The organism is Streptomyces nigrescens, assembly GCF_027626975.1.
Taxonomy (GTDB): Bacteria; Actinomycetota; Actinomycetes; order Streptomycetales; family Streptomycetaceae; genus Streptomyces; species Streptomyces nigrescens.
This window is the reverse complement of record NZ_CP114203.1, coordinates 3,083,136-3,103,008: the sequence shown is the minus strand read 5'-3', so window position 1 is coordinate 3,103,008 and position 19,873 is coordinate 3,083,136. Positions and strand designations below refer to the sequence as shown.

14 protein-coding genes are annotated in these 19,873 nt (G+C 72.7%); 7 read left to right on the top strand and 7 right to left on the bottom strand.

What is annotated here, in order from left to right; genetic code table 11:
• Positions 1-86 precede the first annotated feature (86 nt).
• The 6 genes from STRNI_RS13885 to glgX form a co-directional block, all read right to left on the bottom strand.
• Positions 87-1,943: an ABC transporter ATP-binding protein gene (locus STRNI_RS13885; RefSeq protein ID WP_277411345.1), complete on the bottom strand. Its 1,857-nt coding sequence runs from the start codon at positions 1,941-1,943 to the stop codon at positions 87-89.
• Positions 1,940-3,724, bottom strand: a complete 1,785-nt coding sequence (locus STRNI_RS13880) for an ABC transporter ATP-binding protein (RefSeq protein ID WP_277411344.1) — start codon at positions 3,722-3,724, stop codon at positions 1,940-1,942. The genes STRNI_RS13885 and STRNI_RS13880 overlap by 4 nt, the downstream gene beginning before the upstream one ends.
• A gap of 214 nt (positions 3,725-3,938) precedes the next feature.
• A complete protein-coding gene (locus tag STRNI_RS13875; protein ID WP_277411343.1) occupies positions 3,939-5,021 on the bottom strand; it encodes a hypothetical protein in 1,083 nt (360 codons plus the stop codon).
• 242 nt (positions 5,022-5,263) lie between these two features.
• Positions 5,264-7,156 (bottom strand): ABC transporter ATP-binding protein, encoded by a 1,893-nt coding sequence (locus tag STRNI_RS13870; RefSeq protein ID WP_277411342.1) that lies wholly within the window; start codon positions 7,154-7,156, stop codon positions 5,264-5,266.
• Positions 7,153-9,018 (bottom strand): ABC transporter ATP-binding protein, encoded by a 1,866-nt coding sequence (locus STRNI_RS13865; protein WP_277411341.1) that lies wholly within the window; start codon positions 9,016-9,018, stop codon positions 7,153-7,155. The genes STRNI_RS13870 and STRNI_RS13865 overlap by 4 nt, the downstream gene beginning before the upstream one ends.
• A 159-nt stretch (positions 9,019-9,177) precedes the next feature.
• Positions 9,178-11,433, bottom strand: coding sequence for a glycogen debranching protein GlgX (gene glgX, locus STRNI_RS13860; protein WP_277411340.1), 2,256 nt, complete (start codon positions 11,431-11,433; stop codon positions 9,178-9,180).
• Positions 11,434-11,672: 239 nt separating this feature from the next.
• Between glgX and STRNI_RS13855 the strand changes: the two genes are divergently transcribed.
• The 7 genes from STRNI_RS13855 (at position 11,673) to STRNI_RS13825 (ending at position 18,342) form a co-directional block, all read left to right on the top strand.
• Entirely contained in the window at positions 11,673-12,989 is a 1,317-nt protein-coding gene (locus tag STRNI_RS13855) for a L,D-transpeptidase (RefSeq protein WP_277411339.1), read from the top strand.
• Positions 12,990-13,166: 177 nt separating this feature from the next.
• Positions 13,167-14,405, top strand: a complete 1,239-nt coding sequence (locus tag STRNI_RS13850; protein ID WP_229837968.1) for a L,D-transpeptidase — start codon at positions 13,167-13,169, stop codon at positions 14,403-14,405.
• An 83-nt stretch (positions 14,406-14,488) separates the two neighbouring features.
• Positions 14,489-15,256 (top strand): enoyl-CoA hydratase/isomerase family protein, encoded by a 768-nt coding sequence (locus STRNI_RS13845; protein ID WP_026169224.1) that lies wholly within the window; start codon positions 14,489-14,491, stop codon positions 15,254-15,256.
• Positions 15,257-15,532: 276 nt separating this feature from the next.
• Positions 15,533-16,060: an ATP-binding protein gene (locus tag STRNI_RS13840; RefSeq protein WP_371874811.1), complete on the top strand. Its 528-nt coding sequence runs from the start codon at positions 15,533-15,535 to the stop codon at positions 16,058-16,060.
• A gap of 117 nt (positions 16,061-16,177) precedes the next feature.
• Positions 16,178-16,669 (top strand): hypothetical protein, encoded by a 492-nt coding sequence (locus tag STRNI_RS13835; protein ID WP_266444742.1) that lies wholly within the window; start codon positions 16,178-16,180, stop codon positions 16,667-16,669.
• Positions 16,670-16,726: 57 nt separating this feature from the next.
• Positions 16,727-17,506 (top strand): DsbA family protein, encoded by a 780-nt coding sequence (locus STRNI_RS13830; protein WP_093647254.1) that lies wholly within the window; start codon positions 16,727-16,729, stop codon positions 17,504-17,506.
• Positions 17,503-18,342, top strand: coding sequence for a cytochrome c biogenesis CcdA family protein (locus tag STRNI_RS13825; RefSeq protein WP_018087301.1), 840 nt, complete (start codon positions 17,503-17,505; stop codon positions 18,340-18,342). Before STRNI_RS13830 ends, STRNI_RS13825 begins: the two co-directional genes overlap by 4 nt.
• A 189-nt stretch (positions 18,343-18,531) precedes the next feature.
• Here STRNI_RS13825 and dgt read toward each other — a convergent pair whose 3' ends face one another.
• Positions 18,532-19,857, bottom strand: coding sequence for a dGTP triphosphohydrolase (dgt, locus tag STRNI_RS13820; RefSeq protein WP_202444036.1), 1,326 nt, complete (start codon positions 19,855-19,857; stop codon positions 18,532-18,534).
• Positions 19,858-19,873: the final 16 nt, after the last annotated feature.

The window sequence follows — 19,873 nt, the reverse complement described above, 5'->3', positions numbered from 1 at the left end:
CGACCCGGCACGGCGGGCGGCCGGGGCCGGCCCGCCGTACACGGCCGCGCAGATCCGTCTGACGCTTCCCAAGGGCTGTGCGCGCCCTAGGACGGCCCCTGGCTGTGCCAGGAGTGCCACAGGGCGGCGTAGGCCCCCCGCGCCGCCACCAGCTCGTCATGTGTGCCGAGTTCGGTCAGCCGGCCCTCCTCCATGACGGCCACCCGGTCCGCGTCGTGCGCGGTGTGCAGACGGTGCGCGATGGCGATGACCGTACGGCCCTTCAGGACGGCGGCCAGGGCGCGCTCGGTGTGCCGGGCCGTCCGCGGGTCGAGCAGCGCGGTCGCCTCGTCCAGGATCACCGTGTGCGGATCCGCCAGCACCACCCGGGCCAGGGCCAGTTGCTGGGACTGCGAGCCGTCGGGGCGGTGGCCGCCGGCGCCCAGCTCGGTATCCAGGCCGGCCGGCAGCTCCGCGGCCCAGTCGGCCCCCACGGCGGCCAGCGCGGCATACAGCGCGGCGTCCTTGGCCTCGGGCGCGGCGATCTGCAGATTGTCCCGGAGCGTGCCCAGGAACACATGGTGCTCCTGGGTGACGAGGACGACCTGACGGCGCAGCACCGCCGGGTCCAGCGCGGCGATCGGCACCCGCCCGACCGTCACCGAGCCACGGTGTGGCGCATCGACCCCGGCCAGCAGCCGCCCCAGGGTGGACTTGCCGGCGCCGGAGGGGCCGACCAGGGCGAGGCGTTCGCCGGGGCGGACGGACAGGTCCACTCCGTGCAGGACGTCGCGGTGCGCGGCGGGGCTCCGGCCGCCGTCCCCGTAGGCGTAGTGGACGCCGGTGACATCGATGCGGTCGTCGACGGGTGTGGCGGGGGCGGGGGAGGCCTCCGGGGAGGGACGGGGCAGGAGGGGCGCGGGGACGGTCCGCGGGGCCCGCGGGGCCTGGCCCAGCCCCTCGACGCGGGCGAACGCGGCGCCGCTGCTCTGCAGTTGCTCCGCCCAGAACAGGACCGTCGCCAACGGGTCGGACAGCTGCCGCAGATACAGCGCCGCGGCGATCACCACGCCCAGGCTGATCCCGCCCCGCCCGTGCAGCGCCCCGCCGGCCAGCAGGACACCGGCCACCGGGAAGACATACGCGACATCCACGGCGGGCAGCAGCACACTGCGCAGGAACAGCGTGCGGGTGCGGGTGCGGCGGCACCGCTCGACCGCCTCCTCGCCCGCCGCCGTCCGGCGCTCCTGGAGCCCCAGCGCCTCGACGGTCCGGGCGCCCGCGGCGGTGGCCGCCAGCAGCTCCGCGAGCGCCGAGGTCGCCGCGCCCTCCGCCAGATACGCGCCGTGCGCCCGGCGCAGATACCACCGGACCACGAACACACCGCTGAGCACCCCCAGCCCGCACAGACCGAGCAGCGGATCGAGCACCACCACCGCACCCAGCAGGAACAGCGCCTGCGCCGCGGCGACACACACCTCCGGCACGGCGTCCCGCAGCGTCCGGGCGACCGAGGTGACGTCCGACGTACCGCGGGCCGTCAGATCACCGGTACCTGCCCGCTCCACGACCGCGGCCGGCAGCGCGAGCGCCCGGTCCACATACTGCTCGCGGACCCGCGCCACGGTCCGCTCACCGAAGCGGTGCCCGACGTACCGGGCATAGCGCGCCAGCAGCAGCTGAGCCAGCCCGCACGCCAGGATGACCAGCGTCAGCCGGTCCACCGTGCGCACCCCGCCGCCGGCCCGCACCGTGTCCACGATCCGGCCGAGCAGCCAGGGGCCGGCCAGACCGGCGCCGGCCGCCAGGGCGTTCAGCGCGAGCATCAGGGCGAAGGCCCGGCCGTCCCGTCGGATCAGCCGGAGCGCCGCCCGCCGGGTCGCGGCCGGACCGGCCACCGGCAGCGCCGCACCGTCCGGCGGGGCGTCCTCGGACCGCCCGGGACGGGCGGCGGCCGCCGTCATCGTGCGTCCTCCTGCGTCACGGGCGCCTCGGCCATCCCCGCGGGCCGGGGCCCCGTGCCGTCGTCCGCGCCGTCCCCGTCCTCGCCGCGGGACACCAGACGGCGGTATCCGGGCTGTTCGTCCAGGAGTTGACGATGGCTGCCGACGGCGACGGCCCGGCCGTCGACGAGGAAATACACCCGGTCGGCCCGGTCGAGCAGCAGGGGTGAGGTGCTGGTGACGACGGTCGTACGGCCGGCCCGCGCGTGGTGCAGCCGGGCCGCGATACCGGCCTCGGTGTGCGCGTCGACCGCCGAGGTCGGTTCCACCGCGAGCAGTACCTCGGGGTCGGCCAGCAGTGCCCGCACCAGGCGCAGCCGCTGCCGCTGCCCGCCGGAGAGATTGCGGCCCTGCGCCTCGACCGCCGAGTCGAGCCCGTCCGGCAGACCGCGGACGATGTCCTCGGCCAGGGCCGTACGGACGGCGCGGCCGATCGCCTCCTCGGTCCGGTCCCGGCGCCCGCCCACCACCTCGCGCAGCGTCCCGGCGAACAGCTCGGCCTCGTTGTCGGCGACCACGATCCGGTCGCGGACCTGCGACAGCGCGATCGCGTCGAGCCGGACCGCGCCCCAGGTCGCGGCCGAATCCGCGAACCGGCCGAGGCGGTCGACCACCGCCGCCGACTCGGCCGGCCGGGCGGCGGCCAGCGCGGTCAGCAGCCCGGGCACCACCTCGACGCCCGACGCCGGATCACGCAGCGCGGACGCGGCCTCGGGGGCGTCCCCGGCCGGGTCCCCGGGGCCGTCCGCGGCATCCGGCTCCAGCCGCAGGAACCGGACGACCCGGCGGGCGGCGACCAGCCCGCGGGTGAGGTCGTAGCCGCCCTCGATGAAGAACGACACGGGCACCACCAGCGCCGCCGCGTAACCGTAGACCGCCACCAACTCGCCGACGCTGATCGTCCCTTGGGCCGCCATCCTGGCCGCGAGCCAGGTCACCGCGGCCAGGAACAGCGTCGGCAGGCCGACCCCGAGGGCCTGCACCCAGCTCGTTACCGAACCGACCCGGTAGCCCTCGCTCCGCAGCGCCCGCGAATCGCGCCGATAGCGGTCGGCGAACACCTCCTTGCCGCCCAGGCCGTTGAGCACCCGCAGCCCGCCGACCAGGTCCGTCAGCCGGGCCGCCAGCCCGCTCTGCCGCTCGCGGTAGCGCGTCTCGGCCCCCTGCAGCCGCCCCAGCAACGGCCCGACCAGCACCGCGAGCAGCGGCACACCCAGCAGCACCACTGTGGCCAGCAGCGGCGAGACGGACAGCAGCAGGACGGCGACGACCCCGTACGCCAGCACCGCGCCGACCCCGGGCCCGGTCATCGTCAGCGTCTGGCTGATCACCGCGACATCGCCGATCCCGATCGTGACGACCTCCCCGGCCGTCGTCTTGTGGGGCAGCGCCGCCCCCAGCCGCAGGGTGTGCGCCACGAGGACCCGCACGGTGCGGAAGGTGGCGTCCATACGGATCCTGGTCATGGTGCGGTGCCGCATGACCGCCAGCCAGGCGTTCGCCACCCCGACCCCGAGCAGCACCGCCACCCAGCCGGTCAGCACCGGCATCCGGCCCGGTACCAGCCCCTCGTCGATGGCCCGCGACAGCACATAGGGCGGCAGCATCAGCCCCACCATCCACAGGCTCCCGTACGAGGCACCCGCCGCCACCCGCCCCCGCTGGCTGGTCACCAGCCACCACACATACCATCCGGGACCGCGGTGGTCGGGGATCCCCGGTCCCCTTGCGGTCGTGGTCATCCCGCCCCCTCGCGTCGTCTGTGGCGTCCGCAACTTCGTGCGCACCGCTTCCTGGGCAAACGTTGGGATCCGGGCTCGGTGAGCAGTCGGTCTGTCGGCGGATGTCGAGCAATCGGATGTTCCTTCAAGGACAGGTCGGCCACGTTGGGTTATTGATTGTCTCGGGGCTGCGGTTTCTCTAACGGGGATTCATCAGCCATGTGTGGTCCGCCCTTCAGGTCAGGCTCAGGGTGGTGAACCTCGCCGTGGGCCGGTCGCCCCGCTGCGCCTGCGTGATGCGTTCCAGCAGTGGCTGGACGGCATTGCCCACGGCGTTCTCGTACGTCGACGAGGGCCGGCGGCCGGCGAACCTGATCAGGCCGGTGACCGGCCCCGACTTGAAGATCACGAATAGGTTGACCACATCGTCCTTGCGCGTACGTACGGCAGCGCTCCCGGACCCGATCTGCGGCAGGTCCACCACGCTCCCGCCGAGCTTGTCGGTCCAGTGCCGCTGCATATAGTCGACGTCATGCTGGGCCGCGTCCTCGTCGGAGTGCGAGGTGACGGTGAACAGCACGCTGTCCCCGCCGCCCGGCGAGAGGTACTGCACCTCACCGAGCCGCAACTCGTCCGGCAGGTCCTTGCTACGGTCCAAGGTCTTTTTCGGCCGGTCCGCCGTCCACCCTGTGGGCAGGTCACCCAGGTCCGGCAACACCCCCATGACGGCATCCTCGCTCGCCAGTCGGCGGTCGGGCTGATCGGCGGGCCGGCCGTTCGCCCCCTCGACGGCGGGTGCTGAGGGCCGGCCCCCTATCAGATGCGTGGCCCCGTAGACCCCAAGGCCCACCATCAGGAGCAGCACCACCGCCACGGCGAGCAGTGCCCGGCGGGTACCGGGTGTGGCCGGGGCGCTCACTGGCCCCACTTGGATGGTGCCGCCGTTCACATCCCCGTGGACCAGGAAGTTGATCAGGCTGCCGCTGCCACTCGCTGATCCATGATTGATCTGGGTGACCGGTCCCGACGGCACCTGGGGCGGGCTCGCGGCGGTCGCGGCAAGCACGGCCCGCGTCAGTCGGAGGGCGAACTCCCGATCGTCGCCCAGTGCCGCCGCCAGTGCGCTCTCCACCGCCGCCTGCCGCGCGTCAGCCGCCGGTTCCTCATCCAGCGCGGTCAGCGCCGCATCCCCGTCCTGGCTGCTGCTCAGCCTGTTCCGCACCAGCCCCGAGACCTCCGTCGCCGCAGCGCTGCCCGCGGCCGACGCCATGCCCGTGACGAACTGCATCGCCAGCGCTGCTAAACCAGTCGGCTCCATGCGGCTCCCCCGTCGGTCCCGGTCAGGCGGAACTCTCTGTACGTACCGTCAAGTATGGTCACAGCCAGCGGAGTTGCGCTTGTCTTCGCGCAACCGGGCGACTGAACACCCCTCAGCCGCCCCGCAATGCCTTGTGCAGTTCCGTGGTGGCGATCAGCACCGCGCCATCGACGGGGATGTCGGTGACACACGCCGCGTCGACTGACGCGAGGTGGGCGACCGCCGCTGCGGCGTCGTCCGCCCTACCCCACGCTGTCCCGCCACGCCTGATGCAGCTGCGCGAACCGGCCCCGGCGGGCGATGAGTTCGTCCGGCGGGCCGTCCTCGACGATCCGGCCGTCGGCCATGACCAGCACCCGGTCGGCGACGTTGACGGTCGAGAGGCGGTGGGCGATCACCAGGGCCGTACGGCCCTCCAGGACAGTGTCCATGGCGCGCTGTACCGCCCGTTCGCCGGGTATGTCCAGGGAGCTGGTGGCCTCGTCGAGGAGGAGAACGGCCGGGTCGGCGAGCAACGCCCGGGCGAAGCCCACCAGTTGGCGCTGGCCTGCGGAGATGCGGCCGCCGCGCTTACGGACATCGGTGTCGTAGCCGTCCGGCAGGGCGGTGATGAAGTCATGGGCGCCGATGGCCTTCGCGGCGCCTTCGATCTGAGCGCGTGTGGCGTCCGGGCGGCCCAGGGCGATGTTGTCGGCGACCGTGCCGGAGAACAGGAACGCTTCCTGGGTGACCATGACGACACCACGGCGCAGGACGGCCGTGGACAGCTCGCGCAGATCGACCCCGTCGAGCAGCACCTGGCCCTCGGTGGGGTCGTAGAAGCGGGCCAGGAGCTTGGCGAGGGTCGACTTGCCGGCGCCGGTGGCGCCCACCACGGCCACGGTCGTCCCGGCCGCGAGGGTCAGATCGAAGCGGGGCAGCACCTCGCCGCCGGTGCGGTAGGCGAAGCGGACGTCGCGGAAGGTGACCTCGCGGCCCGGCCGGCCGCCCGCGACGGGCGGCAGCGCGGCGGATACGGCCGGCTCCGGGACACCGGGGCGCCGGGCGAGCAGTCCGGCGATCTTCTGGAGGGAAGCGGCCGCGGACTCATAGGAGTTGAGGAACATCCCGAGCCGGTCGATGGGGTCGTACAGCCGGCGCAGATAGAGCACCGCGGCGGCGAGGACGCCGAGCGCCAGACCTCCCGTGGCCACCCGGTAGGCGCCCCACAGGACGATCGCGGCGACCGCGATATTGGCCACCAGCCGGGAGGCGACGACATAGCGCGCCATCTCCAGGAGGGTGTCGCCGTTGATGCGCTCGTGGCGGTGGTTCAGCCGGGCGAAGGCGGCGTCGTTGGGGCGCTCGCGACGGAACGCCTGCACCGGGCGGATGCCGTTGAGGGTCTCGGTGAACTTCACGATGACGGCCGCCATCGCCGTGGACTTCGCGCTGTAGACCTGGTGTGAACGGCGCCGGAAGGAGCGTACGAGAAGGGCGAGCGGCCCGGCGGAGGCGAGGGCGGCGGTGCCCAGGCCCCAGTCCAGCCAGACCAGGGTCACGGTGATGTAGACCGTCGAGAGGACGATCGTGATGAGCTCCTGCAGCCCCTCGTCGAGGAGTTCGCGCAGCGACTCCACGTCCGTGGTGACCCGGGAGATCAGCCGGCCGGACGTATAGCGCTCGTGGAAGTCCAGGCTCAGCGCCTGCCCGTGCCGGAAGATCCGGCCGCGCAGGTCGAGCAGCACGTCCTGGCTGACGCGTGCGGCGAGCTCGATGAAGCCGAACTGCAGCCCGCCGGACAGCACCGCACAGAGCACCCCGGCCACCGCCACGGCGAGCAGCGGCCCGTGGTCGCCGGCCCGCAGCGCCGGCACCGCGCGGTCGAGCGCATAGGCGACCAGCAGCGGACCGGCCTGCACGGCGGCCTGCTGGAGCAGCAGCAACACGGCCACCGCACCGACGCGGCGCCGGTGCGGGGCCAGCAGGGACGCGAGGAGGGAGCGCGAGGCGCCCTTGGGGGCGGGCAGGGCATCCTGGGCGAACGCGTCGGGGGCGGGGTCCCCGGACTCCGGGGGGTGCGGCGCGGGCCGCGGCCGGGCGCCGGGGTGGTCCTCGGGGCCGTCGGACGGGCGGCCGGTCGTGGTGGTGGTCATCGGGCGCCCTCTCCCTCGCCGGACATCAGCGTGGCGTACTCGGGGTGGTCCCGGAGCAGTGCGTGGTGGGTACCGACGGCGGTGATCCGGCCGCCGGACAGCAGAGCCACCCGGTCGGCGAGCAGGACCGTGGACGGCCGGTGGGCGACGACCAGCGCGGTGGTGGTCGCCAGGACCTGGCGCAGCGCCGCCTCCACCAGCGCTTCGGTGTGCACATCGAGGGCGGACAGCGGATCGTCGAGGATCAGGAAGCGCGGCCGGCCGACCACGGCACGGGCCAGGGCGAGCCGTTGCCGCTGTCCGCCGGACAGGCTCAGGCCCTGCTCGCCGACCTGGGTGGCACCGCCCTCGGGGAGGGCGTCGACGAAGCCGTCGGCCTGCGCCACCTCCAACGCCCGCCGGAAATCGCTCTCCTGGGCATCCTCCCCGCCCATCAGGACGTTCTCCGCGGCGGTCGCCGAGAAGAGCGTCGGTTCCTCGAAGGCCACCGCGACCAGCGCACGGACCTCCTCCCGGCCGAGGGTCGCCAGATCGCGCCCGTCGAGGCTGATCCGGCCCGCGGTGGGGTCGTACAGCCGCGGCACCAGCGCGGTGAGTGTGGTCTTCCCGCTGCCCGTCGCCCCGACCAGGGCCATCGTCTCGCCGGGCCGGATGTGCAGGGTGATGTCCCGGAGCAGCGGCGGGGAGTCCGGCGGCGCGTCGGGGTAGCGGAACTGCACACCGGAGAAGACCAGGCCGGGGGGAGCCGGTGCGGCCCGGGCGGGGGCGTCCGCGGCCGTTGCGTCCTGCGCCGGTGTGTCTGTGGCCGCTGCGTCCACGGCCACGGCCGCCCGGGCCGGTGCGTCCACGGCCGGTTCGTCCAGGACCTCGAAGTACCGGTCGGTGGCCGTCGCCGCCTCGTTGCTCATGGCCAGCAGGAAGCCGATCGACTCCACCGGCCAGCGCAGCGCCAGGGCGGTGGACAGGAAGGCGACGAGGGTGCCCGCGGACAGCGCGCCGTCGGCCACCTGGAGCGTGCCGAGCACCAGCGCCGCGCCGATCGCGAGCTCCGGCAGGGTGGTGTTGCACCCCCAGATCCACGCCAGCAGCCGCGCCTTGCGGAGCTCGGACGTACGCAGCGCGCGGGTCAGCTTCCGGAAGGCGTCGGCCTGGCTGCGATGGCGCCCGAAGCCCTTGATGATGCGGATGCCGAGCACCGACTCCTCGACCACCGTCGTCAGGTCGCCGAGCTGGTCCTGGGTCCGTCGCGCCGCGCGTCCGTACTTCGCCTCGAAGACCGAGCACAGCACCATCAGCGGCAGCACCGGCGCCAGCAGCACCAGCCCCAGCGACCACCGCTGGGCCAGCAGGAGCACCCCGCCCACCAGGATGGTGACGCCGTTGACCAGCAGAAAGGTCAGCGGGAAGGCGAGGAACATCCGCAGCAGCTGCAGATCGGTCGTGCCGCGCGACAGCAACTGGCCCGACGACCAGCGGTCGTGGAACGAGACCGGAAGACGCTGCACATGGCGGTACAGCGCCTCGCGCATCGCCGCCTCGACCCCGGCCAGCGGACGCGCCACCAGCCACCGCCGCAGCCCGAACAGCAGCGCCTCCGCAAGCCCGAGCAGCAGGAGATACGCGCCGCCGAGCCACGCCCCGCCCGGATCGCGCTCCGCCACGGGCCCGTCCACCAGCCACTTGAGCACCAGCGGAATGACCAGGCTGACGCACGAGGCGAGCACCGCCACGAACGCGGCCGTGAACAGCCGCGCCCGCACGGGCCGGGCGAACGGCCACAGGCGCAACAGCGAGCGCACGGCGGAGCGTTGGGGTAAGTCGGTCGGGTCGGTACGGGTCGTCGTCTGCGCGGTATCGGCCATCACTCGCGAGCGTAAGGCGCGGCACTGACAACGCTCATGCGGATTTCGGCCGACGGCCCCGCCCCGCCCCGCCCCGCGCCGTCTCGCCCCGCCAGGCCCCGCGCCGCCCCGCCCCGCCCCGTGCCGTCGAGGCGTACGCCTCACGTCGAGGCGTACGCCTCAGCCCGGCACCGCCCGGAAGAGCGTCACCGACCTCCCGGCAAGCGTGATCGGGCCGCCCGCCGCGTACGGCGGCTCCGCCGCCCCCGGCTGGTCCTCCCGCGCGGTGTCGACGAGGAGTTCGTAGCCACCGGCCCAGGGCGGCCCGGGGAGGGTGAACGGCCGTGGCTGGGCGGCGGCATGGAGCACGGCGAGGAAGCTGTCGTCGACGATCCGGATGCCCCGGGCGTCGCGCTGGGAGATGTCGTTCCCGGAGAGGTACATGCCCAGTGTGGCTCCCGGGGTGTACCAGTCCTGTTCGGTCATCTCCGTCCCGTCCGCGGTGAACCAGGCGAGGTCGCGCAGACCGCCCTGCTGCTGCGGCCGGCCGGAGAAGAACGCCCGGCGGCGCAGGACCGGGTGGGCGCGGCGCAGGGCGATGAGACGGGCGACGAGACCGGCCAGCGGGCGCCACTGCGGGTCGTCCAGGAGCGACCAGTCGAGCCAACTGGTCGCGTTGTCCTGGCAGTAGGCGTTGTTGTTGCCGTGCTGGGTGCGGCCCATCTCGTCGCCGGCGACCAGCATCGGCACGCCCGTCGACAGCAGCAGGGTGGTCAGGAGGTTGCGCAGCTGGCGGTGGCGCAGTGCGGTGATGGCCGGGTCGTCGGTCTCGCCCTCGGCGCCGCAGTTCCAGGACCGGTTGTCGTGGGTGCCGTCGCGGTTGCCCTCGCCGTTGTCGGCGTTGCGCTTGTGCTCGTAGGTGACCAGGTCGCGCAGGGTGAAGCCGTCGTGTGCGGTGATGAAGTTGACCGAGGCGTACGGGCGGCGGCCGCCCCAGGCGTAGAGGTCGCTCGATCCGGAGAGGCGGTAGCCCAGATCGCGCACATCGTGCTGGGCGCCGCGCCAGAAGTCCCGGACGGTGTCGCGGTAGCGGTCGTTCCACTCCGTCCACAACGGGGGGAAGGCGCCGACCTGGTAGCCGCCGTTGCCCACGTCCCAGGGCTCGGCGATCAGCTTGACCCGGCGCAGCACCGGGTCCTGGGCGATCACGGCGAGGAACGGGGAGAGCATGTCGACGTCGTGCATGGAGCGGGCCAGCGCGGCCGCCAGGTCGAAGCGGAAGCCGTCCACGCCCATTTCGGTGACCCAGTAGCGCAGCGAATCGGTGATCAGCCGCAGCACATGGGGCTGGACGACATGCAGGGTGTTGCCGCAGCCGGTGTAGTCGGCATAGCGGCGGGCGTCGCCGGCCAGACGGTAGTAGCCGCGGTTGTCGATGCCCCGCAGGGAGAGCGTCGGGCCCAGTTCACCGGCCTCCGCGGTGTGGTTGTAGACGACGTCGAGGATCACCTCGATACCGGCGTCGTGCAGCGCCCGCACCATCCGCTTGAACTCGCCGACCTGCTGCCCCCGGGTACCGGTGGCGGCGTATCCGGCGTGTGGCGCGAAGTAGCCGATGGAGTTGTAGCCCCAGTAGTTGCGCAGCCCCCGGCGCACCAGATGGTCCTCGTGCGCGAACTGGTGGACCGGCAGCAGCTCGACGGCGGTGACACCGAGCCGTACGAGGTGCTCCAGCGCCGCCGGGTGCGCCAGCCCGGCATACGTGCCGCGCAGCCGCTCCGGGATACCGGGGTGACGCATCGTGAAACCGCGCACATGCAGCTCGTAGAGCACCGAATCCGGCCAGGGCGTCTTGGGCCGGCGGTCGTCCCGCCATTCGTCGGCGCCGCCCTCGTCCCCGGTGTCGTCACCGACCACGACGCCTTTGGGGACGTACGGCGCGGAGTCCCGGTCGTCGCGCACGGTGTCGGCGGCCTGCTGCTGCGGCCAGTCGCGGACATGCCCGTAGAGCTGGGCGGGCAGCGCGGCCCCGGAGCCGGTCGCTTCCGTCCGTGTGCCGAAGTCGCCGTCCACTGCTCTGGCGTACGGGTCGAGCAGCAGCTTCGCCGGATTCCAGCGGGCGCCGGACCAGGGGTCCCAGCGGCCGTGCACCCGGAAGCCGTAGCGCTGCCCGGGGCGGACTCCGGGCAGGAAGCCGTGCCAGATCTCATGGGTGAGCTCGGTCAGCGCATGGCGCGTCTCGCGCTCCGCGTCGTCGAAGAGACACAGCTCGACGGCCTCGGCGCCACCCGCCCACAGGGCGAAGTTGGTGCCGGCGGTGCCATCGGGGGCGGTGCGGTACCGGGCTCCCAGCGGCGTGGGGCTGCCGGGACGGATGTCCGCAGGTGGGGCGAGTGGTTCGTCCGCCACTGCCTCCTGCTCGGGTGCGCTCGACACGTGCCCGCCTCCTGCGGCTCATGGCTCGGTCGGGCGGTGGGTCCCCGGCACGGTGGGCCTCCCAACGTGCGCTGGGAGTTCCGGCCGTGCGGGGGTCCGCCCTCCCCGTTGTTCTTCCCGCAACCGGCCGTTGCCTCACGCTTCCCGTGGGCGGCTCCTCGCTCCGCTCCGTTCTGTCCGTGACATTCCGTTACGCGGCATACCTCCTAATGCAAGCCTTATCCGTCACAATCCGGTATATGACCGCCCATCAGCAGGACCGAGCAGAGGACCGAGCGAAGCGCCGCGGCCGAGCCCGTGTGCGGGGCCGGCTGCCGGACCGGGCGGCGGGCCGGGCACCCCGTGGCGCGGCGCTGCGGGCGGCCCGCCGCACCCGCGTCGCCCTCGTCGTCCTGGCCGGGCTCACCGGGGCGGCGGCGCTGGCCGGCTGCGGAGGCCCGGAGGCCTTCGTCGGCGGCAAACCACGCTCCCCGGAGGAGACGATCAGAGTCGTCCCGCACAATGGCGCGCACGGCGTACGGGCCGACGGGCGGTTCGAGGTCCGAGTGCCGGCGGGGCGGCTGGAGCGGGTCGAGGTCAGCCGGACCGGTGAGGCCGGCCAGCAGCCCGTCGCCGGGCGGATCTCGCCGGACGGCATGACCTGGCGGCCCGCGCCCGGACGCCTCCAACTCGGCGCGAGGTACACCGTCGACGCGGTGGCGCTGGACGGCGCGGGCCATCGCTCCGCGCGCCACACCACCTTCACCACCTCCGCGCCCGCCCGCCGTTTCGTCGGCCACTTCTCGCCCCAGCGCGACGCCACCGTCGGCACCGGCCTGATCTTCTCGATGGTCTTCAACCGCCCGATCGCCGACCGTGCGGCCGTCGAACGCGCCGTCCGGGTCAGCGCCCGCCCCGGCGTCGAGATCGCCGCCCACTGGTTCGGCCCCCGGCGGCTGGACTTCCGGCCCCGTGAACGCTGGCGTCCGGGCACCGAGATCACCGTGCAGCTGCGGCTGCGCGGCGTGAAGGCCGCACCGGGCGCCTACGGGACCCAGCGCAGAACCGTCCGCTACCGGGTGGGCCGGGACCAGGTCAGCACCATCGACGCCGCCCGGCACACCATGACCGTGCGGCGGGGCGGCCGGGTCGTGGCGGTGCTGCCGGTCACCGCGGGCGATGCCGAGAGCCCCACCTATAACGGGCGGATGGTGATCCTGGAGCGCCATTCGATGACGCGGATGGACGGTGACACCGTCGGCTTCGGCGGCGAGTACGACATCCCGGACGTGCCGCACGCCATGCGCCTCACCAGGTCGGGGACCTTCCTCCACGGCAACTACTGGGCGCCGCCCGAGGTCTTCGGCGGCGTCAACACCAGCCATGGCTGCGTCGGGCTGAAGGACATCAAGGGCGGCGGCCCGAACACCCCGGCCGGCTGGTTCTTCGGCCAGTCGATCGTCGGCGACACCGTGGTGGTGCACAACTCCCCGGAGCGTACGGTCGCGCCGGACAACGGCCTCGGTGGCTGGAACATGCCGTGGCAGTTGTGGCGGGCCGGATCCGCGCTGCGCTGATCCGGGGCGCGGCCCGCCGGAACGAGTGCCCCGCACCACCCCCGCACTTGGGACTAAACAGTGACATTCACGGGGAGTTCACTGTCACCGCGGTGTGGTTATCTAACGGCAAGCGCGCGGCTGTCCGCATCCGCGTGCGGGGGACCGCGGGCCGTGCGAGGGGAAAAGGGGCCAGTCGTGAACGTCCAGCCGAATTCGGGGGTGCCGGCTCGCCGGCGTCGGTGGCGCCACCAGGGCGGGGGCCCGCTCGCCGTGCTGCTCGCCGCCGTGCTGCTGCTGGTGACGGGGTGTGGTGGCGATGACGGTGACGACAAGAAGGCCGGCAAGGCGGGCGGGGGCAAGGACGCCTCGCAGGCGGCCGTGACGATAGCGCCCAAGGACGGCGCGGACGACGTCGCCACCAGCGGCGCGCTGAAGGTGACCGCCCAGAAGGGCAGGCTCAAGTCCGTCAAGGTCAAGGACGGCAAGGGCAATGAGGTCGACGGGAAGATATCGGGCGACGGCGCCGTGTGGAAGCCGAGCGGCCATCTGGGCGCCTCGACGAAGTACACCGTCGACGCGATAGCGGTGGACGGCCAGGGCCGGGAGGCCGCCGAGCACTCCGGCTTCACCACACTCGTCCCCAAGAACACCTTCATCGGCCAGTACAGCCCCGAGAACGGCCAGCGGGTCGGCGTCGGCATGCCGGTCTCGATCCGCTTCACCCGCGGTATCACGGACCCCGCGGCCGTTGAGGACGCCATCAAGGTCAGCGCCGAGCCGTCGGTGCCGATCGAGGGCCACTGGTTCGGCAACGACCGGCTCGACTTCCGCCCCGAGAAGTACTGGGCGCCGGGCACCAAGGTCACCCTCAAGCTCAACCTCAACGGCGTCGAGGGCCGCCCCGGTGTCTACGGCACCCAGGCCAAGGAGGTCTCGTTCACCGTCGGCCGCAGCCAGGTCAGCACGGTCGACGCCAAGTCGAAGAAGATGACCGTGGTCCGCGACGGGAAGACGGTCAAGACCATCCCGATCACCGCGGGCGCGCCGGGCACCGAGACGTACAACGGCAAGATGGTGATCAGCGAGAAGCACCTCGTGACGCGGATGAACGGGGACACCGTCGGCTTCGGCGGGGAGTACGACATCAAGGACGTGCCGCATGCGATGCGGCTGAGCACGTCCGGCACCTTCATCCACGGCAACTACTGGTCGGGCCGCGCGGCCTTCGGCACCCGGAACGCCAGCCACGGCTGTGTGGGCCTGTTCGACCAGCGCGGTGGCGGCGACGGGTCCACCCCGGCGGCGTGGTTCTTCCGCAACTCCGTCATCGGCGATGTGGTCGTCGTCAAGAACTCGCATGACGAAACGATCCAGCCGGACAACGGCTTCAGCGACTGGAACCTCTCCTGGGAGAAGTGGAAGGCCGCTCAGTAGGGCGGCCGGAAGGCGACCGGGCCCGCTGCACTGTGACCGAGTGCACCGGGCCCGACGGCGTTAACGCGTACTAACCTTCCGGCATGACTGTGAATCTCGAGGTCGCCGACGGCGTCGGCACCATCCGCCTGGACCGTCCGCCGATGAACGCACTGGACATCGCCACCCAGGACCGGCTGCGCGAGCTGGCCGAGGAGGCCACCCGCCGCGACGACGTCCGCGCCGTCGTCATCTGGGGCGGTGAGAAGGTGTTCGCGGCCGGCGCGGACATCAAGGAAATGCAGGTCATGGACCACGCGGCGATGGTCGTGCGGTCCAAGGCCCTGCAGGACTCCTTCACCGCCGTGGCCCGGATCCCCAAGCCGGTGGTCGCCGCGATCACGGGCTATGCGCTGGGCGGCGGCTGTGAGTTGGCGCTCTGCGCCGACATCCGGATCGCGGCCGACAACGCCAAGCTCGGCCAGCCGGAGATCCTGCTGGGGCTCATCCCGGGCGCCGGCGGCACCCAGCGGCTGGCGCGGCTGGTGGGTCCGTCCAAGGCCAAGGACCTGATCTTCACCGGCCGTCAGGTGAAGGCCGACGAGGCGCTCACCCTCGGTCTGGTCGACCGGGTGGTGCCGGCCGCCGAGGTCTACGAGCAGGCGCACGCCTGGGCGGCGCGGCTGGCGGCGGGCCCCGCGCTGGCGCTGCGGGCCGCGAAGGAGTCCGTCGACGCGGGCCTGGAGACGGACATCGACACCGGTCTCACCATTGAACGCAACTGGTTCGCGGGGCTGTTCGCGACCGAGGACCGCGAGACCGGCATGCGCAGCTTCGTCGAGGAAGGTCCCGGCAAGGCCAAGTTCCGCTGAAACAGCTGGTGTTGACGGGACATCTGAGGTTTGGCCGGGACGTGATGCCCCTTGTGGGGGAATGGTGCAAAACTTAATTGCGCCTTAAGGCAACCTTGTTGACGACTCCCGGCGGCCTCGCGACTGCCGGATGTCGTTGCAGGTCAGCCGGTGCGAGCCGGAACCTTAACTGCCTTTGGCATATGTCTCGGCGAGGGGATGGAACCGGCGATTCCGGGCAGCGGATTCCGTCGGTTCCACCCCCGTGACCGTCAAGTAGCGGCCATGATGGGGGGCATGGCGGGCCTCGAAGGAATGGAGCAGCCGCGGCCGCGGAGCGATCCGGCCGCCGCACGACGGGGCATCCCCGGCGCGGACCGGGACCGGGCGCCGGCACCCCGCAGACCGGTGTCCGCGGCCCCCGAACCAGCCGGCGATCCGGCCCTCGGCGAGGTCCGGCTCCCCTCGCGCCCCCAGTCCGCCGGTATCGCCCGCCGGCTGACCGCCGCCGTCCTCCTCAAGCAGTGGTCCCTGACACCCCAGCTCACCGAGCACGCCGTGCTGCTCGTCTCCGAGCTCGTCGGCAACGCCGTACGGCACACCGGCGCCCGCACCTTCGGCCTGCGGATGCTCCGCCGCCGTGGCTGGCTCAGGATCGAGGTGCGCGACCCCTCCCGCGGTCTGCCGTGTCTGATGCCGGTCCAGGAGATGGACCTCAGCGGCCGCGGGCTCTTCCTCGTCGACAAGCTCTCCGAACGCTGGGGCGTGGATCTGCTGCCCCGCGGCAAGACCACCTGGTTCGAGATGCGGATCGCCGACCGCTGAGCGCCGCACTCTTGGGGACCCGCGACAGGCGCCGGGGCCCTGCGGTGCTCCGCTCGCGTGGCGGCGATCCGTAGGATGGGTTGTTCATGCTCGCGCCAGGTACGGAGAGGGAGGGACATGCACCAGCTGCGCCGGTCGGCCGCGCTGTCGCTGCTGCTCCTCCTCGCCGTCACCTTCGGGCCGCTGCTGTGCCGGACCGGCGGCGGCCAGGCCTGGCCGGCGGGCCGGGCGACCACGGCCACGACCACGGCGGCAGCGGCGTGGCGGGCGGCCGACGTGCCTCCCGCGGCTGCCGCGGACGCCACGGGCCCGGCGGACCGCACCGCCACCGCGCGGCCGGCCGCCGCCCACAGCGGCCCACGGCTCGGCCCCGACGCCCCCGTTGCCGCCGCCCATGCGCCCAAGAGGTGCTCGGACCGGCATGCGCCGGGGCCCGAGGAATCCGCCCCGCCGCCCGCACCGCACCGCGGTGAGCCCCTCGCCCCCGCCACCACCGGCCCGGGGCCGCTCGCCGCGGATCTGCCCGCGCAGTACGCGCTGGCCCGGCCACCGACGGACACCGCGTCCGCCGTCGACCACACCGCGCTCCTCCCCGTCTTGCGGATATAGGCCGCTGCCCCGACGCACAAGGCCTGAATTCCCCCTCCGTACGTCTGGAGCTTCCGCATGCCCGTTTCCGCCTCTCCCACCCGCAAACTGGCCGCCATCGGCGCGGTCATCGCCCTCGTCGTCGCCGTGATCGCCATCGGTGTCGCCATCGGCACCTCCGTCGAGGGTGACCGTGACACCGGCCGCGCCGACGCCCCCGAGGCCGCCGCCTCCGCCGGTCCCCAGGAGGACCCCGCACAGCAGAAGATGTTCGACGACCTCGCCAAGCGGACCAGCCGGCGCGCGGACGGCGACCCGCTGGCCATCGGCAAGAAGGACGCCCCGGTGGTCCTGGTCGAATACGCCGACTACCAGTGCTCGTTCTGTGGCCGCTTCACCCGTGAGACCCAGCCCGGCCTGATCAAGAAGTTCGTCGACAACGGCACCCTGCGCATCGAATTCCGCAACTTCACCGTCTTCGGCGCGGACTCCGAGCGGGCCGCCCGCGCCTCCTGGGCCGCCGGGCAGCAGGGCAAGTTCTGGCAGCTGCACGACGCGCTGTACTCCAAGACCCGCAAGGGCGCGGCGCTCGCCGAGGACAAGCTCGTCGACCTGGCCCGCACCAGCGGTGTGGACGACCTCGACAAGTTCCGTGCCGATCTGAAGAGCGCGGACGCCGAGCGGGCGCTGAAGAAGGATCAGGACGAGGGCTACCAGCTCGGAGTGCAGTCCACACCGTCCTTCCTGGTCAACGGCAGGCCGGTGGCCGGGGCCCAGCCCTACGAGGTCTTCGCACAGGCCGTCGAGCAGGCCGCCGAGCGGGCCGGGCACGGACCGGCGGCCAAGGGGACCAAGTGACCGACATCGGCTACCTCGCGGCGTTCCTGGGCGGCGCGCTCGCGCTGCTCAGCCCGTGCAGCGCCCTGCTGCTGCCGGCCTTCTTCGCGTACTCCCTGGCCACGCCCGGGCGGCTGATGGCCCGTACCGGTGTGTTCTATCTGGGACTGGCCACCACACTGGTGCCGCTCGGCGCGGCAAGCACGGCGGCCAGCAGGCTGTTCAACGGCCACCGCGATCTGCTGATCGCCGTCGGCGGCTGGGTCGTCATCGCCATGGGTCTCGCCCAGATCCTCGGCCTGGGCTTCGCCTCCCGGCGGGCCCAGGCCGCCGCCGCGCGGATCACCCCGCGGTCGGCCGTCTCCACCTTTCTGCTCGGCTGTGTCTACGGCCTGGCCGGCTTCTGCGCGGGCCCCATCCTCGGCGCGGTGCTGACGGTGACGGCGGTCAGCGGCTCACCGGCGTACGGCGCCTCGATGCTCGCCGTCTACGCGCTGGGCATGGCGCTGCCGCTGTTCGTGCTGGCGCTGCTGTGGGACCGCTGCAAGCTCGGCACCCGGGGCTGGCTGCGGGGCCGTGAATTCACCCTCGGCAAGCTGCGGTTGCACACCACCTCGCTGCTGTCCGGGGTGTTCTTCATCGGTATCGGCGTGCTCTTCCTGCGCTTCAACGGGACCAGTGCGCTGCCCGGAATTCTCGACGCGGACGCCGAATTCCGGGCCGAGGAATGGGCGACGCGGATCGGGAACGGCGTCCCGGACGCCGTGCTGATCGCGGTGGCCGCGCTGGTGGTCGCCGGGGTGTTGGCCCGGTTCGCGCTACGGCCGGAGAAGAAGCAGCGGGACGGCACCGAATAGCCGGGGCGGGACCATGGCCGCGGGGCGGGAACGGGCCGTCGAGGGGCGCACCGGAGCGCTCCTGGACGACCGGGAGGACGGGGCGCGTGGTGCCTCGGCCTCCCGCCCGTTCCCCGGCCTCCTGCCCGTTCTCCGGGCTCACCGTCCCAAGGCCTCCGCGGGCTCACCGTCCCGCGGTGTTCCCCGGCCTCACAGCCACACGTTGTCGTTGACCGAGCCCAGGCCGGTGCCGGACAGCCGCCGGTGGAGGGCCAGCGCCTGATCCTCGGTCAGTGAGGCGACATGGTCCGCGGCGGCCCGCAGCCGGTCGCCGTGCAGCGCCAGCTCCTCGGCGCGGTCCGGCGGCAGCAGCTCGGGTGCGTCATGGCTCCAGCGCAGCAGCTCGCTCACCACCCGCCGCTTACCGTGCTGCTGGGTGGCCAGCGCCGGGCGGTCGATGACATAGCACCACACCAGCTCCTTGAGCAGATCGCAGGCGGCCCGCCGGTCCGGCGGGATCACCAGCTGCGCCCCGTAGCGGATCGCCGCCGCGCCGCCCACCTCCAGCTCGATGCCACGGGTGAAGTACGAGATCAGATCGGCGGTGCGGCGGTTGACCGCCACCGCGTCCTCATGGCTGCCGCTGTACGGGGCGGGTACCGCCAGCCGCTTGCCGATGTCCTCCATCATCACCAGCGCGGCCGCCCGGTCGAAGGCCTCGCCCGACCGCGCCCGCTTGGCCTGCACATAGTCCAGGAAACGGCAGGTCTCCCGCTCGGTGTCGCTGCCCGCGGCACCGTCCGGCGGGAACAGCGCGGCCAGCGGGATGAGGCCCGTGCGATAGAAGTCCTCGACGTCATGGCAGGCGTAGGTGACATCGTCCGCCCAGTCCATGACCTGCTCCTCGACCGGAACGGCGGAGTCCGTACGGCCGGCCCGCACCCAGGAGAACGCCTCCCGGTCGGCGACGTACACGCCCCATTTCACATGCCGCGCCGGGTCCTGGTCGACGGGCGCCCGCTCCCAGGGGTACTTCGTGGAGGCGTCCAGACAGGCGCGGGTCAGATGCAGCCCGCGATGGCCCGGGTATTTGTGGGCGGCGAGGAAGGTCAGCACCCGCAGGGTCTGCGCATTGCCCTCGAAGCTGTCCAGCACGCCGTCGGCGAAGTGCAGTTCGTCCATCGTGGCGCGCAGTGCCAGCTCACCCGCGTGCCCGAAGGGCGGATGGCCGATGTCATGAGCCATGCACGCGGCCTCGACGAGCGCCGGATTCGGCCCGCCGTACTGCCGCTCCAGCCGCTCCGCCATCCGCCGGCCGAGCTGAGCCACCTTCATCGAGTGCGTCAGCCGGGTGTGGTACGCGCCCAGCTCGGCGCTCGCCACCACCTGGCTCTTGCCGGCCAGCGCCCGCCACTGCGTCGAGTACAGGATCCGGTCGACGTCATGCTCGAACCCGGACCGCTGCCCGTCGTCGGGCACCCGTCGCCGCAGGGAGTGCTGCTCTAGATCCTCATCGCTGTATCTGGCAGGTCGCATGCGCGGATGGTAGTCC

Excerpts from the sequence above, each read along its gene's own strand:
- STRNI_RS13840 (WP_371874811.1), top strand. The coding sequence starts at position 15,533 with ATGGCGGGCCTCGAAGGAATGGAGCAGCCGCGGCCGCGGAGCGATCCG.
- STRNI_RS13835 (WP_266444742.1), top strand. The coding sequence starts at position 16,178 with ATGCACCAGCTGCGCCGGTCGGCCGCGCTGTCGCTGCTGCTCCTCCTC.
- STRNI_RS13885 (WP_277411345.1), bottom strand. The coding sequence starts at position 1,943 with ATGACGGCGGCCGCCGCCCGTCCCGGGCGGTCCGAGGACGCCCCGCCG.
- STRNI_RS13870 (WP_277411342.1), bottom strand. The coding sequence starts at position 7,156 with ATGACCACCACCACGACCGGCCGCCCGTCCGACGGCCCCGAGGACCAC.
- STRNI_RS13865 (WP_277411341.1), bottom strand. The coding sequence starts at position 9,018 with ATGGCCGATACCGCGCAGACGACGACCCGTACCGACCCGACCGACTTA.
- STRNI_RS13855 (WP_277411339.1), top strand. The coding sequence starts at position 11,673 with ATGACCGCCCATCAGCAGGACCGAGCAGAGGACCGAGCGAAGCGCCGC.
- dgt (WP_202444036.1), bottom strand. The coding sequence starts at position 19,857 with ATGCGACCTGCCAGATACAGCGATGAGGATCTAGAGCAGCACTCCCTG.
- STRNI_RS13830 (WP_093647254.1), top strand. The coding sequence starts at position 16,727 with ATGCCCGTTTCCGCCTCTCCCACCCGCAAACTGGCCGCCATCGGCGCG.
- STRNI_RS13880 (WP_277411344.1), bottom strand. The coding sequence starts at position 3,724 with ATGACCACGACCGCAAGGGGACCGGGGATCCCCGACCACCGCGGTCCC.
- STRNI_RS13875 (WP_277411343.1), bottom strand. The coding sequence starts at position 5,021 with ATGGAGCCGACTGGTTTAGCAGCGCTGGCGATGCAGTTCGTCACGGGC.
- STRNI_RS13845 (WP_026169224.1), top strand. The coding sequence starts at position 14,489 with ATGACTGTGAATCTCGAGGTCGCCGACGGCGTCGGCACCATCCGCCTG.